The 14,127-nt window shown below is 72.5% G+C and carries 15 protein-coding genes; 10 read left to right on the forward strand and 5 right to left on the reverse strand.

The features are described from left to right. Positions 1-23 precede the first annotated feature (23 nt). Positions 24-1,163: an acyltransferase family protein gene (locus MFF06_RS17165; protein ID WP_238206150.1), complete on the reverse strand. Its 1,140-nt coding sequence runs from the start codon at positions 1,161-1,163 to the stop codon at positions 24-26. 460 nt (positions 1,164-1,623) lie between these two features. Here MFF06_RS17165 and MFF06_RS17170 point away from each other — a divergent pair, with 460 nt between their 5' ends. Beyond that, positions 1,624-2,322 carry a DUF4142 domain-containing protein gene (locus MFF06_RS17170; protein WP_238206151.1) on the forward strand — a complete coding sequence of 233 codons (699 nt, stop codon included), beginning with the start codon at positions 1,624-1,626 and terminating at the stop codon, positions 2,320-2,322. Between the two features lie 121 nt (positions 2,323-2,443). Here MFF06_RS17170 and MFF06_RS17175 read toward each other — a convergent pair whose 3' ends face one another. The 3 genes from MFF06_RS17175 to MFF06_RS17185 all read right to left on the reverse strand — a co-directional run bounded on the left by MFF06_RS17175 (position 2,444) and on the right by MFF06_RS17185 (position 4,478). Next, positions 2,444-3,109, reverse strand: a complete 666-nt coding sequence (locus MFF06_RS17175) for a carbonic anhydrase (protein ID WP_238206152.1) — start codon at positions 3,107-3,109, stop codon at positions 2,444-2,446. Positions 3,110-3,148: 39 nt separating this feature from the next. Next, positions 3,149-3,652, reverse strand: a complete 504-nt coding sequence (locus MFF06_RS17180; protein ID WP_238206153.1) for an NUDIX hydrolase — start codon at positions 3,650-3,652, stop codon at positions 3,149-3,151. Between the two features lie 79 nt (positions 3,653-3,731). Further along, a complete protein-coding gene (locus MFF06_RS17185) occupies positions 3,732-4,478 on the reverse strand; it encodes a DUF429 domain-containing protein (RefSeq protein WP_238206154.1) in 747 nt (248 codons plus the stop codon). A gap of 83 nt (positions 4,479-4,561) precedes the next feature. On the opposite strand from MFF06_RS17185, the gene MFF06_RS17190 reads away from it, so the two are divergent. Together MFF06_RS17190 and dut are read left to right on the forward strand one after the other, a co-directional pair. Further along, complete coding sequence (locus tag MFF06_RS17190; protein ID WP_238206156.1) at positions 4,562-5,443, forward strand: HpcH/HpaI aldolase/citrate lyase family protein; 882 nt, start codon at positions 4,562-4,564, stop codon at positions 5,441-5,443. Between the two features lie 4 nt (positions 5,444-5,447). Then, positions 5,448-5,915, forward strand: a complete 468-nt coding sequence (gene dut / locus MFF06_RS17195) for a dUTP diphosphatase (RefSeq protein ID WP_238206158.1) — start codon at positions 5,448-5,450, stop codon at positions 5,913-5,915. Between the two features lie 75 nt (positions 5,916-5,990). Here the strand turns inward: dut and MFF06_RS17200 are convergent, their stop codons facing one another. Further along, entirely contained in the window at positions 5,991-6,857 is an 867-nt protein-coding gene (locus MFF06_RS17200) for an ATP-binding protein (protein ID WP_238206160.1), read from the reverse strand. Between the two features lie 247 nt (positions 6,858-7,104). Here MFF06_RS17200 and MFF06_RS17205 point away from each other — a divergent pair, with 247 nt between their 5' ends. From MFF06_RS17205 to secD, 7 genes are all read left to right on the forward strand, one after another. Beyond that, the gene (locus MFF06_RS17205) at positions 7,105-7,962 is read left to right on the forward strand and encodes a manganese catalase family protein (RefSeq protein ID WP_238206162.1); all 858 of its coding nucleotides are present in this window, start codon (positions 7,105-7,107) and stop codon (positions 7,960-7,962) included. A gap of 81 nt (positions 7,963-8,043) precedes the next feature. Continuing rightward, positions 8,044-8,376: a metal-sensitive transcriptional regulator gene (locus tag MFF06_RS17210; RefSeq protein WP_238206164.1), complete on the forward strand. Its 333-nt coding sequence runs from the start codon at positions 8,044-8,046 to the stop codon at positions 8,374-8,376. Positions 8,377-8,458: 82 nt separating this feature from the next. Continuing rightward, positions 8,459-9,769, forward strand: a complete 1,311-nt coding sequence (locus tag MFF06_RS17215; RefSeq protein WP_238206166.1) for an AmpG family muropeptide MFS transporter — start codon at positions 8,459-8,461, stop codon at positions 9,767-9,769. Positions 9,770-9,957: 188 nt separating this feature from the next. Next, positions 9,958-11,100, forward strand: a complete 1,143-nt coding sequence (locus MFF06_RS17220; RefSeq protein ID WP_238206168.1) for a DUF2778 domain-containing protein — start codon at positions 9,958-9,960, stop codon at positions 11,098-11,100. 204 nt (positions 11,101-11,304) lie between these two features. Further along, positions 11,305-11,805 carry a cupin domain-containing protein gene (locus MFF06_RS17225; protein ID WP_238206170.1) on the forward strand — a complete coding sequence of 167 codons (501 nt, stop codon included), beginning with the start codon at positions 11,305-11,307 and terminating at the stop codon, positions 11,803-11,805. 186 nt (positions 11,806-11,991) lie between these two features. Beyond that, a complete protein-coding gene (gene yajC / locus MFF06_RS17230; RefSeq protein WP_238206172.1) occupies positions 11,992-12,327 on the forward strand; it encodes a preprotein translocase subunit YajC in 336 nt (111 codons plus the stop codon). Between the two features lie 90 nt (positions 12,328-12,417). After that, on the forward strand, positions 12,418-14,022 hold the full coding sequence (gene secD, locus MFF06_RS17235; RefSeq protein WP_238206174.1) for a protein translocase subunit SecD: 1,605 nt from the start codon (positions 12,418-12,420) through the stop codon (positions 14,020-14,022). The last annotated feature ends 105 nt before the right edge of the window (positions 14,023-14,127 follow it).

Consider the following 14,127-nt stretch of genomic DNA (forward strand, 5'->3'; position numbering starts at 1 on the left):
TCGGGTCGAGTCGTGGTCGGACGCTAGCGATCCCCGGTTCCCATGGGAACTGCCCCGGGCCTTGCCCCCACACGGTTTTGCGGCGGCGCCAGCCGGGCGCGGAGATGGCGGGTGAGGGGCGCCTCGACGACGCGGTGGACCGCCAGCGCGGCGACCACGGCGGCCAGCACCAGCCCGAGGAGGCTGCCCCAGGGATGGAGCGGCCCGGCGAGGCCGAGACGGACCAGCCCCTCCCGTCCGGCCCGCAGGGCGAAGGGGTGGACGAGATACAGGGCGTAGGACGCATCGCCGAGCCGCGCGAGCGCCCGCATGGGGACGGGGAGGGCGGTCTCGGCGGCCGGGGACCGGGCGGGGCCCAGCGCGGCGGCGGCCACGAGGGCGAGGGCCGGCAGGCCGGCGAGCAGCGGCCGGGCGAACCCCGGCACCTCGGCCGCGCCGTCGAGATGCCAGGCCGCCAGGGCGAACCCGGCGAGGCCGAGCCCGGCGAGCCCCAGCCTCACGGGGCCGGGCAGGCGCAGGCCCGCCGCCCGCGCGAGACCGAGCCCGGCGCCGAGGGCGAATTCGAGCACGATCGGGTCGGCCCAGAAGGCCAGGGGCAAGGGGAGGGGAACCATGAGGCCGAGGGCCACGAGCCCTGCGAGCGCGGCCACCAGCCAGCCCACCGCGCCCCGAAGCCCGAAGCCGAGGCCCAGGACGAACAGGACATAGAAGAAGAACTCGGCATTGAGCGTCCAGCCGAGACCGTAGAGGGGCTGCACGCTGCCGTCCGGCCGGGCCATCGGCCAGAACAGGAAGGAGGCCGCCACGAAGGCCGGATCGCGCACCAGCGCCCCCGCCTCGCTGAGCAGACCCGGCGCCGCGAGCGCGAGGCCGCCGTAGAGGAGGGTCGCGAGCCAGTAGAGCGGCACCACGCGGGCGATGCGGTGCGAGAGGAAGCGCCACCGCCCGCCAGGCCGCCCGGCCAGGCTCCGGCTCGCATGGACGATCACGAAGCCGGAGATCACGAAGAACAGGTCCACCCCCGCCCACCACGGCAGGAGAGTCCCCGGCGCGAGGGCGTCACCCGCCCCCCGCGCGGCCATCAGGTCGACCTCGTGCCGCGCGTGGTGCCACACCACCATCAGCGCGGCGACGGCCCGCAGGATCTGGATGGGGACGAGCATGGGGAACGGGGGCCGGACTCCGGGACGGACGGCCCTTGTGGGACGCCGCCCCCGGCCCCGCAAGCCGCCCCGAGACGGTGCCCGCAAGGATGGTGGCGCCCTCGGCCCGGCCCCGTCCTGAGCGTCCGGCCGGAAGGGTCGTCGCTCGCAAAGACGAGGAGGGCTTCCTGGGCCGCCAGGACCTTTCCGGCCAGACACTCAGGATGACGGAGGGGGACGGGGGGACTGACGTGCGGGGCCTTGCCGTAGGTGTGGGACGTCGGCGCCCCGCGACGCTGCCAGACCATCTCATGCGTTGGGAATGCTCATCTTTTTGTCATTCAACTGGCGATTGGGAGAGGAACAATCTCCGATAGGCCCCGTTGACAGGGCATATCCGGCGCCGCGTGCCGGGGACCGCTCGGTTCCGCACGCCCCTCTACCGTCTTGCGCCGGTCCTCTCATACGATGAGGTCTCTTGATGCTCAGGAATACACTCGCCGCCTCCGCGATGGTGCTCGCCATCTCGTCTCCCGCCTTCGCCCAGCAGAGCGATTTCCGGATGGACGCGATGCAGGCGAACGCCTTCGAGGTGCAGTCGGCGCAGATCGCCCTGCAGAAGTCGCGCAACCCGAAGATCCGCACCTACGCCCAGGAGTCCCTGCGTGACCACCGCGCGGCGAACGTCGCCCTCTCCGGCGGCGCCACCGGCGCGATGGCGGACGGCGGCCCGATCGGCGGCCTGATCACGGCGCCCCTCGCGGTGGCCGGCGGTGCGGTCGGCGCGGGCGTCGGCGCGGCGACGGGCGTCGTGGGCGGCACGCTCCAGGGTGGCCCGGTCGGCGGCCTCCAGGGCCTCGGCAACGGCGCGGCGCAGGGCGCGGCGGCAGGGAGCCAGCTCGGTGGCGCGGGCGTGATGAGCACGGGTGCCAGCACGATGGTGGCGCCGAACGCGCAGCAGCAGGCGATGCTCGCCGAGTTGCAGGCGGCTCCGGCCGGTGCCCGGTTCGACCGGCTCTACGTCCAGCAGCAGCTGCAGGCGCACCAGATGGTGATCGGCATGACCCAGGCCTACGCCCAGGGCGGCCCCAACCCGGCCCTGCGGACCTACGCCCAGCAGGCCCTGCCGTCCCTGGAGCACCACTACTCCATGCTGCAGCGGATGCCGCGCTCGATGTAATCGGGCGGTCTCGCTGAAAAACGAGGGCGGCGGGTCGAGGGACCCGCCGCCCTTTTTCCATCGGCCCTTCACCGGAGGAACGGGGGGCGGCGCGCGCCGCCCACCGCCGACCTTTTCGGCCTCAGTTGCAGGAAATGGTGTCGGAGGGGCGCAGCGCCCGGCCGGCCGCGTCCGTCGCCGGGCCGAAATCGCCGGTCTCGGGGTTGCGAACCAGGAGCTGCCCGTTGGCGATGCCGAAATGCGCGCCGTGGAGGTGCAGCTCGCCCGCGTCCATCGCCTCCTTCACGAAGGGGAAGGTGGTGAGGTTCTCCAGGCTCTGGCTCACCATCGCGTGCTCCAAGCGGGTCAGGTAGTCCGGCGCGCTGGAATCACCCGCCTTGGCCTCGGCCGGGGCGACGAGGGAGGTCCACTTGCCGATGAAGTTGCCCTTCGACAGGGGCTCGGCCTTGGTGGCGTAGGCCTTGATGCCACCGCAGGTGGCGTGGCCGAGCACCACGATGTGCTTCACCTTCAGGCCGACCACCGCGAACTCGATGGCCGCCGAGGTGCCGTGGTAGTCGCCGCCGGTCTCGTAGACGGGCACGATGTTGGCCACGTTGCGGATCACGAACAATTCGCCCGGCCCCGCGTCGAAGATCGCCTCCGGCGCCACGCGGCTGTCGCAGCAGCTGATCACCAGCACCTCTGGGGCTTGGCTGGTCGCCAGATCCTGGAAGCGGCGGCTTTCCTCGGGGAAGCGGCCGGACAGGAACGAGCGGTATCCGTCGGTGAGCGCGGTCGGAAACATTGTCTCTCCTCTTGGACGCAGCGTGTGCTGCAGTGCGAATTAGGGGTTGTGCCAGTTCAGAACGGTTGGAGCCGCTTGCGTCATCCCGGAGACGACGTGCGCGACGACACCGGCGAGCCCGGCGGGCTCGATCCGGGCCTGCGTCGCCTGCAATTCGGCCAGGGTCCACCAGCGGGTGCCGACGAGGGGGTTGTCCTCGGTGGCCGCGAGCTGGCTCGTGTCGATCCGGTCGTCGGGCAGGCGGACGAGGAAGTAGCGCTCCCGGGCGTCGCGGGATTGCTTGAACAGGTGGAAGGGCCCGTCGCAGGACGCGACCTGCGGGCCGATCACCGCGTCGCCCCGCCCGATCTCCTCGCCGAGTTCCCGGGCGCAGGCGGTGACGTGATCCTCCCCCGGCTCCAGCCCGCCCCCCGGCATGAACCAGAAATGGAGCGGGCCGCCGTCCGGGCGCGTGGCGTGGACCGAGACGTACTCGATCAGCAGCAGCCGGTCGGCGGGGTCGAGGACGATGGCGCGGGCGATGTGGCGGACGGGCAGGCTCATGGCCGGAATGTAGGGCGGCGGCGGGCGAGGGAAGACACCGTGTCGCGGCCCGCGCGGCGCTTTTTTCACAGGCCCCCGCTCAGGGGGGAAGGCCGCGCGGCGCCGGGGCCCAGATGACGACGGGCAGGCCGTGGCCGTCCCGCTCCGGGGGATCGGGCAGGGCCTGCGCCCGGCCGAGCAGGATGTCCCGGGCGGTGACGAGGCCCGCGAGCGCGTCGAGATGGTCGTCGGCGGGAATGCCGGGCGTCCGCGTGGCGATCAGCGCCGCCGGCAGGCCGGCCCCGGCGAGCAGGTCCCGCCGCAGGGCGAGACCCTCCCGGCGGCGCGGCCCCTTCTTCGGCAGGCCCAGCGGCTTCAGACCGTTGAGCGCGTGGAAGGCGACCTCCGGGTGGATCTCGTGCAGGCGCTCCCGCAGGTCCGGCCTCTCCCGTAGGAGGGTGTCGGCCTCGCGGACGTAGCGGAAGATGTTGAACCCCTGGATCGAGGGCGCGAAGGGCGGCGCGCTCGCGGCGCGCGACAGGGCCTTCGCCCCGTCGTAGTCGGCGGCGTAGACGGCCGCCCGGGGCGGCATCGGGAAGACGCTGGACCGGGCGGGCCCGAGGCGCGCCCGCGCGGCCCGGTCGGCGGCCCGGCCGCCGCCAAGGACGCGGTCGGGCAGGCCGATCGGCACGTCGATGCCGACGATCAGCGGCGCCTCCGGCCCGTCGAGGAGGGCGGCGACCGACTCGAACCGGGCGCAGCGGAAGCGTGCGGGATCGTCGAGGTCGAGGAGCGCCCCCGCCCAGGCGCCCCGGCATCCGTCGAGACCCGCGATCCAGCGCGTCATTCCCGCCTGCTCCTCCTTGCCCGAACCCGGCGCGCCGGGTATGCGCCCGGCGGGACGGGACCAGCCCGTCCGGGAGATCGGTGATGAGCGAGATCCGTCCGCGCCGCAGCGTCCTCGCCATGCCCGGCTCCAACGCACGGGCGCTGGAGAAGGCCCGCAGCCTCCCCGCCGACGTGGTCCTGATCGACCTCGAGGACGGCACCGCCCCTGCCGCCAAGGCCGCCGCCCGCGCGGGCGTCGCGGCCGCCGTCGCGGCCCGGGGCTTCGGCGCCCGCGAGGTGGTGGTGCGGATCAACCCGCCCGAGACCGAGGACGGCGAGGCCGACCTCGCCGCCCTGGCCCCCGCCGGCCCCGACGCGGTGCTGGTGCCGAAGGTGCGCAGCTCCGATGCCCTGATCGCCGTGGGCTCCCGCCTGCGCCGCCTCGGAGCGCCCCCCGCCACCCGCGTCTGGGCGATGATCGAGACGCCGATGGCCGTGGTGAACGCCGCCGAGATCGCCAGCGCCGCCCGCGACGTCGATGCCCGCCTCTCGGCCCTCGTCGTCGGGCCCAACGACCTTCTGAAGGCCGGGCGCATCCCGCCGCCGGGCCGGGCCGCCCTGGTGCCGTGGCTGATGCAGGTGCTCGCCGCCGCCCGCGCCTACGAGATCGAGGCCATCGACGGCGTCTACACGAACTTCAAGGACGAGGCCGGTTTCGCGGCCGAGTGCCGCCAGGGCCGGGAGTTCGGCTTCGACGGCAAGATGCTGATCCACCCGAGCCAGATCGGCCCGGCGAACGCCGCCTTCGGCCCCGGCGAGGACGAGGTGGCCGAGGCCCGCGCCATCGCCACCGCCTTCGACGCGCCGGAGACCCGCGAGTTGGGGGTCATCGCCGTCGCGGGGCGGATGGTGGAGCGGCTCCACGTGGAGGCCGCCCGGCGGACGCTGGCCATGGCCGAGGCCATCGAACGGCTCGGCGGCTGAGGCGATGGAGGACCTGCCCTCGGTCGGGATCCGGCTCCTCGACGAGCGCCTGACCGGCTGGGGCTTTCCGCGATGGGGCTCGGCCGCCGCCGCCGGCCTCGACCTCCATGCCTGCCTCGACGCCCCCCTCACCCTCGAACCCGGCGCGCCCGCCGCGCTGATCCCGGCGGGCTTCTGCGTGCTCATCCGGGACCCGGCGTGGTGCGGCCTCGTCTTCCCCCGCTCCGGGCGGGGCCACCGGGACGGGCTGATCCTCGGCAACGGCACCGGGGTGATCGACGCCGACTACGAGGGGCCGCTGATGATCTCGGCCTGGAACCGCTCGGACCGGCCGGCGCGGATCGAGCCCGGCGAGCGCATCGCCCAACTCGTCTTCACCCGCGTCACGCGGCCGACCCTCACGGTGCTCGACACGGACGAACCGGCCGGCTCCGGGCGAGGCCAAGGCGGCTTCGGCTCCAGCGGCCGATAAGGGATCCTAAGGGACAAGTCCCTTGCCTCGTCCCAGGGGCAGGGCTCAGCCCTGCGGCCCTCCGGACACCCCGTGTCACTCCATCGTCCGGCCCAGGCGACCGGCGAGGTCCTGGATGTATTGGAAGGCTGTGCGGCCGGAGCGGGAGCCCCGGGTGGTCGCCCATTCCAGCGCCTCGGCGCGCAGGCGCTCGGGGGCGATCTCCAGACCGTAGCGGGCCACGTAGGCGTCGATCATCGCCAGGTACTCGTCCTGGCTGCACTTGTGGAAGCCGAGCCAGAGGCCGAACCGGTCGGAGAGGGAGACCTTCTCCTCCACCGCCTCGCCGGGGTTGATCGCCGTGGAGCGCTCGTTCTCCATCATGTCGCGGGCGAGCAGGTGGCGCCGGTTCGAGGTGGCGTAGAACAGCACGTTGGCGGGCCGACCCTCGATGCCGCCGTCCAGCGCCGTCTTCAGCGACTTGTAGGACGTGTCGTCCCCGTCGAAGGAGAGGTCGTCGCAGTAGACCAGCCAGCGGTGCGGGTCGGGCCGCAGCAGCGCCATCAGGTCCGGCAGGGCCTCGATGTCCTCCCGGTGGATCTCCACGAGCTTCATCGGCCGGCTGCCCGCCGGGCGCCTCGCGTTGATGTCGGCATGGGCGGCCTTCACCAGGGACGACTTGCCCATGCCCCGCGCGCCCCAGAGCAGGGCGTTGTTGGCGGGCAACCCTCGAGCGAAGCGCTCCGTGTTCTCCACGAGGGTGTCGCGGGCCCGGTCGATGCCCGTGAGCAGCCGCATCTCCACGTGGGCCACCTGCGGCACCGGCACCAGCCGCCGCTCGGGGCCCCACAGGAAGGCGTCGGCGGCCGCCGGGTCGAAGGGCGGCGGGGCCGGGGGGGCCGCCCGCTCCAGGGCGGCGGCGATGCGCTCCAGCAGGGGGAGCACCGTGTCGAGGCTGGTCATAACGTCCTGGGAATCGGGGGCCGGGCGAGGGGCGGATACGGTCCGGCAGTAAGAGCCGCGCCCCGCCGAGGGCAAGCCCCGCGAAGGCCGCCCGGTCCGCCACCGCGGCGCGGACGGGCCGCAATTAACCACGGGACCGCACCGAACCTTCCCGGCCGGCCGGGGTTCACCCTGCAAGCCCCCCCTGATACTCCACCCCAGTATACCGAGGGGGAGCTTCCCGTCGCTTCCGCGAGGAGAGCCACCCATGTTCTACGTCGACAAGCGCCTTCAGTATCCGGTGAAGGTCGAGAACCCGGATCCCATCTTCGCCCGCATGCTCCAGCAGGCGATCGGCGGCATCGAAGGCGAGATCCGGGTCTGCATGCAGTACTTCTTCCAGGGCTGGGGCGCCCGGGGGCCGACGACCAAGTACCGCGACATGCTGCTGAACACCGCCACGGAGGAAATGGGCCACATCGAGATGCTGGCCACGGCGGTCGCGCTCAACCTCGAGAACGCGCCGACCACCCTTCAGGAGGAGGGCGCGGCCGACGGCGTCGTCGGGGCGGTGATGGGCGGCGGCAACCCGCGGCACACGATCGAGGGCATGCTGCACCGGCACGTCCTGTCGACCGGGCTGGCGGCCTTCCCCGCCAACTGCGAAGGCATCCCCTTCGACATGAGCCACATCTACGCCAGCGGCAACCTCGCGGCGGACATGTACTGCAACGTCGCCGCCGAGAGCACCGGCCGGGTCCTGGCGGTGCGCCTCTACAACGCCGCCCACGATGCCGGCATGAAGGACATGCTGCACTTCATGATCGCCCGCGACACGATGCACCAGCAGCAGTGGCTGGCGGTGATCGAGGAGATGGGCGGGCACGCGGGCACCCTGCCGATCCCGAACTCCTTCCCGCAGGAGAAGGAGGACGGCGAGAACAATTACAACTTCTACGTCAGCACGGTGGACGGCACCCCGCCGGAGGGCGGACGGTGGACCGAGGGGCCGTCCCTCGACGGCAAGGGCACCTTCAGCATGGTCCGCAACCGCCCGATGGGCGAGGAGCCGGTCCTGGGTCCGGCCCGGCCGGACAGCGGGGCGCAGACCGACCAGATCGCCTGAGCCGCCGGGCGTCGCTCCGCCCTGTCCGTGGGCCCAACCCATGATAGGGGAGGACCGGGACACAGGACGGAGCGGCCGACGGTGGCGGGCGAGGACCAGATCGAGGGCCGGGTCGACGGAGACAAGATCCTGCTCACGCGCGACGAGGCGGCCAAACGCCCCCTCGTGCAGCGCCTGAACCGGATCGAGGGTCAGGTCCGGGGCCTGCGCGGCATGATCGAGGAGGACCGCTACTGCCTCGACGAGATCCAGCAGATCAACGCCATCACCGCCGCCCTGCGGGAGGTGGCGCTGACCATCATCGGCCAGCACGTCGCCGCCGGCGTGAGGCTCGCCGCCCGGCCGGACGCCCCGGAAGAGGCGGCCATCGACGACGTGATGCGCGTCCTGCGCGCCGCCATGCGGCGGGAGTGACACCTCGCCGTCATGGCTCGGCCGCACTCGCAATGGCGGGTCGGCCGATGCAATGATCCCCCGGAGGACACCGGGGGCGGACATGGCGGATGCGACGGGGGCGGGGACGGGGGCGGCGGCACGGGCGGAGAGGCCGGGTCTCCTCGCCCCGCTCTTCACCGACATCCGCGTGGCGGCGGTGCTCGGGCTCGGCTTCGCGCAGGGGATGCCGTTCCTGCTCGTCTACTCCACCCAGTCCGCGTGGCTGAGCGAGGCGAAGGTGCCACTGGCGACCATCGGCCTGATGAGCGAATTGACCATCGCCTACAAGTTCAAGTTCCTGTGGGCGCCCTTCCTCGACCGCTACGATCCGCCCCTGCTGGGCCGCCTCCTCGGGCGGCGGAGGGGCTGGATCGTGGCCGCGCAGATCGCGGTGGCGGCGGCGCTCGCGGGCGTGGCCTTCGGCGATCCCGCCCATTGGCTCGCCTGGACGGTGGCCTTCTCCCTGGCGCTCGGCGTCGCGGGGGCGACGCAGGACGTCGTGGTCGATGGCTGGCGCATCGCCGTGGCCCCCGCCGAGCGTCAGGCGCTGATGTCGTCCTGGGCCGAGATCGGCTACCGCTGCGGCAACCTCGCGGCGGGGGCGGGCGCCCTCTACCTCGCCGATGCCTACGGCTGGCGCGCCGCCTACCTGTGCATGGCCGTGCTGATGGCGCCCGGCACCATCGCCGCCCTCCTGGCGCCGGAGCCCTCCGCGGTGGGGCTGCCGGCCCGCGCGGGCCTCGTGGAGACGATCTGGGCGCCGATCCGCGACCTCGTGGGCCGCCTCGGGCCCCTGGCCCTGCCGGTGCTGCTCCTCGTCGCGGGGTTCCGGATGCCGGGCTACGTGTCGAGCGCCATGGCGATCCCGCTGTTCAAGCAGCTCGGCTTCTCGAACACCGACATCGCCACGGTCACGAAGCTGTTCGGCTTCTGGATCGCGCTGGGCGCCACCTTCCTGGCAAGCGCCATCATCCCCCGGATCGGCATGATGGCGAGCCTTCTCGTGGGCACGGTGGCGGGCTCGGCCTCCCACCTCTCGCTTGCCTACCTCGCGTGGCACGGCGGCCATGGCGGCGCCGCCTTCTGGACCTTCGCGCTGAGCGTCGGGATCGAGGGGTTCGCCTACGCCTTCGCCTCGATCGTGCTGATCACCTACATGTCGCGCCTGGCCGATTCGCAGCACGCGGCGAGCCAATACGCCCTGCTCACCTCCCTCTGCGCCCTGCCGGGAAGCCTGCTCGCGGGCTTCTCCGGCTTCGTGATCGAGGCGACGGGATTCCCGCTCTTCTTCGTCGGCACGTCCCTGATCGGGCTGCCGGTGGCGGCCCTCTGCCTGTACGTCGCCCACCGGCACGGGCCGATGGACGGGTAAGGATGTCGGAACGTTTCCTCCAATCCCCGCGACGGCCTTAGGCGGAGATTAACCCTGTTCACCGCTTACTCGGGGCGGTTGAATCCCCCGCATGGGACATCCGGCCCGCCCGGCCGACGACCGCGACCCCATGGCCGCGGCGGAGGAGGGCGGCTGGCCGCGCGGGGCAGCGCAGGGCCCTGTCAGACATGTCCAGCCTCGCCCGAGCCCACACCCAGGCCCGTCGCGCCCGCCGTCGGCGCTCGCCCCTGCCGGCGCTTCTCTCCCTGTCGGCCCTCGCGGCGGCCGGCTGGGCGATCCTGGATCGCCCGCACGGCGTCGCGCTGCTGAGCCCGGGCCAGGAGCACGCCGGGACGGCCGCGGTGGCGTCCCGCCCCGCCCCGGCGCGGCCCGACCTCGCCTGGATGTTCGAGCCCGCGCCCGTCCTGCGGGGGGCGAACGCCCCGACCTTCGCCCCCGACGTCCCGGTCCTCGCCCTGAACACGACGGCGCCCGAGGCGGCCCCGGACGCGGCCCCCGCCCCGGTTCTCGCCGCCGCCCTCTCCGCGCCCGCCGCGACGCCCGCCGCAGCCGCATCCGCCGCCGCGAGCCCGCGGATCCGGGTGGCCTCGGTGGAGCCGACGCTGGTGCCCCTGCCGGTGTCGCGCCCAGCCAACCTCCTCGCGGCGGCCCCCGTGCCGCCGGCCATCGCCCCCCGGCTCGCCGCCCGCCAGACCCAGCCGCGCACCCGCGACGTGTTCCGCGCGGCGATCAAGGAGGAGCCGTCCTTCCTCGACCGCCTCTTCGGCGGCGGCGCCGCCCCGGCCGCCGCCCCTCCGCAGCAGGCCCTCGCCTACGCCAACCCCGACGCGGTGGCCACGCCCCGCCCGAGCCTCGGCCCGGCCCCGACGGTGGACGCGGCGGGCGGCACGGCGGTCTACGACATCAGCGCCGGCAGCGTGACGCTGCCGAACGGCGAGGTGCTGGAGGCCCATTCGGGCTACGGCGAGCTGATGGACGATCCCCGCTACGTCCACGTGCGGATGCGCGGGGCGACCCCGCCCGGCACCTACGACATGCGCGAGCGCGAGGCCCCGTTCCACGGCGTCCGGGCGATCCGTCTCACGCCCATTGGCGGCAGTGCGGCGATCCACGGCCGCGACGGCATCCTCGCCCACACCTACATGCTGCGCCGCCAGCCCGGTGCCTCGAACGGCTGCGTCGTGTTCCGCGACTACGACCGCTTCCTCCGGGCCTACCTGCGCGGCGAGGTCCGGCGCCTCGTCGTCGTCGCCGGGAACCGCGGCAGCCGCCTCGATCTCGCCTCCCGCTCGGGCCGCGGCGGCTGGTAGGACCGGGAAGCCCGGACGTGCGGGTCCGCCTGGGGACATCCTGTACGCCAGTCATCGAATTGAGATGCGATTAAGGAGAAAAACTGAATTGATTTTGCGATTGCTGGAATAGTGCCAGCCGTTACGCTATTCGCTCTGAGGTCCGAACGTCGAGTGCTGCTCCCGTTCGCCCTGCCCGACCAACCGGGGTCTTCGGAGCCGCTCGTGAAGAAGAGAATCCTCGCCTCCGCCGTCCTCGTGCTGGCCGCCACCGGCGCCATCGCGGAAATCCGCACCTATCAGGAGGGCCGCGACTTCTCGAGCACCTCGATCCGCCCCGGGCAGGCCAGTTTCAGCCCGGCGCCCATCCCGAAGGAGTGGGTGCTGAAGGGCGAGCCGGTCACCGAATCCGTGGCCGTGTCGCAGACCGATGACGGCTCGACCCAGGTCCATCTCTGGCGCACCACGGCGAGCACCTTCCGCTGGACCCACCGGGCCGACGAGATCATCACCATCCTCGAGGGCGAGGTGACGATCACCGAGGCGGACGGCACGCGGCACCACCTCACGCCCGGCGACGTGGCGCATTTCCCCGTCGGATCGACCCAGACCTGGGAAGTACCCAAGACCCTCCTGAAATCCGCGATCCTGAAATACCCGGCGCCCCAGCTCGTCGATGCGCCCCTGCGCTGGCTGCGCCGCGCCCGCACGATGATCGTGGGCTGATCGGAACGGCCCGCCGCCCCGCCCGGGAAACCTGCGGCATCGGCGGCTTCGTGCGGGATCGCGCGGCGGTGGCCGTTGCTTTCGGGAGGTCGCTGGCTATAGTCCGCGCGCTTTTGGCCGAGCCCCGGCCGGTTCCGGCGATGCCGGCCGGCGGCGGCTGGCCGTGTCGTTCGCAGGAGATGCACGTTGATCACCCCCGCTCTCGCGCAAGGGGCCGGCGCGACCGCCGGCGGCGCGGAGATCGCCTTCCAGGTGGTCCCCTTCGTCCTGATCTTCGTGATCATGTACTTCCTGATCCTCCGGCCGCAGCAGCAGCGGGCCAAGACCCATCAGGCGATGATCAAGGCCGTGCGCCGGGACGACACGGTCGTCACCACCGGCGGGATCATCGGCCGGGTGTCCAAGGCGCAGGACGATTCCCCCGAGGTCGAGGTGGAGATCGCACCGAACGTGCGCGTCAGGATCCTCCGCTCCATGATCTCGGAAGTCCGCCCCAAGGGTGCCCCCGTCAAGGCGGCCTGATCGCGATCCGCATGACCCCGGCTGCCTGACCGAGGCAGCCCACACGGGGCCGGCGCGCTCCGCCGGCCGTCAAAGAGAAACAAGACCCCGATGCTGCGCTTCTCCCGTGCGAAGATCATCGCGACCCTCGCGATCATCCTGGTGGGGCTGGCGCTCGCCGTGCCGAGCTTCTTCTCTCCCGAGCAGCGGAAGGCGTTCGTCGCGGGTCTGCCCTCCTGGGTGCCGCACTGGATCGTGCCGCAGCGGGCGATCGTGCTCGGCCTCGACCTGCAGGGCGGATCGCAGCTGCTCCTCGAGGTCGATCAGAACGACCTCACCGCCACGCAGGCCAAGACCCTGCGCGACGAGGTCCGCCGGGTGCTCCAGCAGGAGGGCGTGCGGGCCGACGGCGGCATCCAGCTGCTCCAGCGCGGCGTGCAGGTGAAGATCGCCGACGACGCGGCCCGCGCCAAGGCCTTGCCGAAGCTGCGCGACCTCGCCCAGCCGATCACCACGGCCATCGGCCAGACCGGCGCGCGCACCCTCGACGTGACCGAGCAGCCCGGCGGCGTCGTCCGCCTGACCATGACCGATGCGGGCCTGACCGAGCGGACCCGCCGGGCCGTGAGCCAGGGCATCGAGGTCATCCGCCGCCGCCTCGACTCCACGGGCACCACCGAACCCTCGATCCAGCAGCAGGGCGCGGACCGGATCCTGATCCAGGTGCCGGGCGAGCAGAACCCGGAGCGGCTGGAGAAGATCCTCGGCTCCACCGCCAAGCTCGAATTCCGCATGCTGGCCGACAGCCCCTCGGGGGACGTCGACCTGCTGCCCTCGAAGGACGAGAAGGGCGCCAAGGTGCCCGTCGAGCGCCGGGTCATGGCCGACGGCAGCGAACTGACCGACGCGCAGCCGACCTTCGACCCGCAGACCCACGAGCCGCTGGTGAGCTTCAAGTTCAACCTGCGCGGCGCCCAGCGCTTCGGCCAGGCGACGAGCGAGAACGTGGGCCGCCGCATGGCCATCGTCCTCGACAACGAGGTGGTCTCGGCCCCCGTCATCCGCTCGGCCATCACCGGCGGCTCGGGCGTGATCTCCGGCAGCTTCACCGTCCAGGGCGCGAACGACCTCGCCGTGCTGCTGCGCGCGGGCGCCCTGCCGGCCAAGTTCACCGTGGTGGAGCGCCGGGTGGTCGGACCGGGACTCGGGCGCGACTCCATCGAGGCGGGCAAGCTCGCGACCCTGGTGGCCGCCGGCCTCGTCGTCTGCTTCATGTTCGCGACCTACGGGACCTTCGGCTTCATCGCCAACATCGCCCTCATCGTCCACGTCGGCCTGATCCTCGGCCTGATGTCGGTGCTGGAGGCCACGATGACCCTGCCGGGCATCGCGGGCATCGTCCTCACCATCGGCACCGCCGTCGATTCGAACGTGCTGATCTACGAGCGCATGCGCGAGGAGAGCCGCGCCGGCCGGTCCCTGATCTCGGCCCTCCAGGCCGGGTTCGACCGAGCCTTCGCGACGATCATCGATTCGAACTCGACCATGGCGATCGCCGCCCTGATCCTGTTCTTCATGGGCTCCGGCCCGGTGAAGGGCTTCGCCGTGGTGTTCATCCTCGGCATCCTCACCACCGTCATCACCGCCGTGACCCTCACGCGGATGATGATCGCGGTGTGGTACAAGTCCTTCCGGCCCAAAGCCCTGCCGTTCTAGGGGAGGCCGGAAGCCCTCGCCGTCATTGCGAGCGTGAGCGAAGCAATCCAGGGCAGCGGGACGTCCGGATGCGTGGCGGATCCCTGGATTGCTTCGCTCACGCTC

It is taken from the genome of Methylobacterium aerolatum (assembly GCF_022179085.1).
Lineage (GTDB): Bacteria > Pseudomonadota > Alphaproteobacteria > Rhizobiales > Beijerinckiaceae > Methylobacterium > Methylobacterium aerolatum.

Bases quoted from the DNA above. Each gene is read 5' to 3' on its own strand.
- MFF06_RS17200 (WP_238206160.1), bottom strand. From the start codon at position 6,857: ATGACCAGCCTCGACACGGTGCTCCCCCTGCTGGAGCGCATCGCCGCC.
- MFF06_RS17190 (WP_238206156.1), top strand. From the start codon at position 4,562: ATGAGCGAGATCCGTCCGCGCCGCAGCGTCCTCGCCATGCCCGGCTCC.
- dut (WP_238206158.1), top strand. From the start codon at position 5,448: ATGGAGGACCTGCCCTCGGTCGGGATCCGGCTCCTCGACGAGCGCCTG.
- MFF06_RS17165 (WP_238206150.1), bottom strand. From the start codon at position 1,163: ATGCTCGTCCCCATCCAGATCCTGCGGGCCGTCGCCGCGCTGATGGTG.
- MFF06_RS17175 (WP_238206152.1), bottom strand. From the start codon at position 3,109: ATGTTTCCGACCGCGCTCACCGACGGATACCGCTCGTTCCTGTCCGGC.
- MFF06_RS17185 (WP_238206154.1), bottom strand. From the start codon at position 4,478: ATGACGCGCTGGATCGCGGGTCTCGACGGATGCCGGGGCGCCTGGGCG.
- MFF06_RS17220 (WP_238206168.1), top strand. From the start codon at position 9,958: ATGTCCAGCCTCGCCCGAGCCCACACCCAGGCCCGTCGCGCCCGCCGT.
- MFF06_RS17215 (WP_238206166.1), top strand. From the start codon at position 8,459: ATGGCGGATGCGACGGGGGCGGGGACGGGGGCGGCGGCACGGGCGGAG.
- secD (WP_238206174.1), top strand. From the start codon at position 12,418: ATGCTGCGCTTCTCCCGTGCGAAGATCATCGCGACCCTCGCGATCATC.
- MFF06_RS17180 (WP_238206153.1), bottom strand. From the start codon at position 3,652: ATGAGCCTGCCCGTCCGCCACATCGCCCGCGCCATCGTCCTCGACCCC.
- MFF06_RS17205 (WP_238206162.1), top strand. From the start codon at position 7,105: ATGTTCTACGTCGACAAGCGCCTTCAGTATCCGGTGAAGGTCGAGAAC.
- MFF06_RS17170 (WP_238206151.1), top strand. From the start codon at position 1,624: ATGCTCAGGAATACACTCGCCGCCTCCGCGATGGTGCTCGCCATCTCG.